This window comes from Pantoea sp. ARC270, assembly GCF_003236725.1.
Classification (GTDB): Bacteria; Pseudomonadota; Gammaproteobacteria; order Enterobacterales; family Enterobacteriaceae; genus Pantoea; species Pantoea anthophila.
Genome location: NZ_PUGA01000082.1, coordinates 1 through 998, shown reverse-complemented (window position 1 = coordinate 998; position 998 = coordinate 1). Strand labels below are relative to the sequence as shown.

The following is a 998-nucleotide window of genomic DNA, read 5'->3' as shown; positions in this document are numbered from 1 at the left end:
AGTGCGAACAGTGCGTTAGCGTCCTGTCGCGAGGTGGCGTATATTACGCTTTCCTCCTTCAGAGTCAACCTCTTTTTCAGAAGTTTTTCTCCGGCGGCTCAGTCTCCTGAACCTCTCAACCCGTTTCCCGTTGCCGGTGTGCCGTGTCGATGGAGGCGCATTATAGGGAGTTTCCGCGGGCTGACAAGTGTTTCTTTGAATTAATTTGCTGAGCGCATCTTTTTTAAACGAACGGGTTAAAAACAGACGTTTCGCGCCTGAATAACGCACAAAAACCGCCATTAAACGTTGTAAAGAGACCTGCCGTGGCGGATTGCGGGTGCTATTATTTTGCTTCTTGTCGCAGGATAACCCCAGAAGGACACTCAATGATAAGATCCGCGCGCAGCATGGCCGGTTTGCCATGGATAGCTGCCATGGCCTTTTTCATGCAGTCACTCGACGCCACCATACTGAATACTGCACTGCCCGCCATCGCCTCCAGCCTCGATCGTTCTCCCCTGGCCATGCAATCCGCCGTTATCAGCTACACCCTGACTGTTGCTATGTTGATTCCGGTCAGCGGCTGGCTTGCCGATCGTTTCGGCACGCGTAAGGTGTTTATCGTTGCCGTGTCACTGTTTACCCTTGGCTCACTGGCCTGTGCGCTTTCGCCTACGCTGTCGGTGCTGGTTATGTCACGCATCGTGCAGGGCGTCGGCGGCGCCATGATGATGCCGGTTGCCCGGCTGGCGCTGTTGCGTGCCTATCCGCGCAGTGAGCTGCTGCCGGTGCTCAACTTTGTCACCATGCCGGGATTAGTGGGTCCGATACTGGGACCGATGCTGGGCGGCGTTCTGGTCACCTACGCCACCTGGCACTGGATTTTCCTGATCAACATTCCAATAGGCATTCTCGGTATTGTCTTTGCACGCAAATATATGCCGGACTTCACCACGCCCAAGCGCCGCTTCGACTTTGCAGGCTTCTTATTATTCGGGGCCGGACTGGTGATGATC

Annotated in this window: 1 protein-coding gene; it reads left to right on the top strand. The window is 54.8% G+C overall.

What is annotated here, in order from left to right:
• Nucleotides 1-368: 368 nt before the first annotated feature.
• Nucleotides 369-998: MFS transporter (locus CKF42_RS20925; RefSeq protein ID WP_146239971.1), on the top strand; the 630-nt coding region annotated here is incomplete at its 3' end.